General features: G+C 71.2%; 1 pseudogene. It reads left to right on the top strand.

Features of this window, described 5'->3' with window-relative positions:
• A pseudogene (locus tag ACYQ0J_RS13470) lies at positions 1-236 on the top strand (ATP-binding protein); the annotation flags it as partial.

A 236-nucleotide genomic window follows, 5' to 3' on the forward strand; every position in this document is an offset into this window, starting at 1 on the left:
GGGGGAGGGACCTCGAGGCCGACCTCAAGGCCTGGCAGAGGCGCTACCCGGGGAACGAGGAGAAGGCGAGGAGCCTCCTCAAGGCCCTCAAGCGCCCCGAAGGGGTGAACCCCGTCACCCTCGTCGTGGACGACGCCACGGGCCTCACCCCCAGTGTGGTCCCCTGGCTGGTGGCCTTCGCCGAGGTGGCCACCCTGGTCCTGGCCGTCCACCCGGAGACCCTAAGGAAGGGGGGT

The sequence above is a fragment of the Thermus sp. FJN-A genome, from assembly GCF_054655095.1.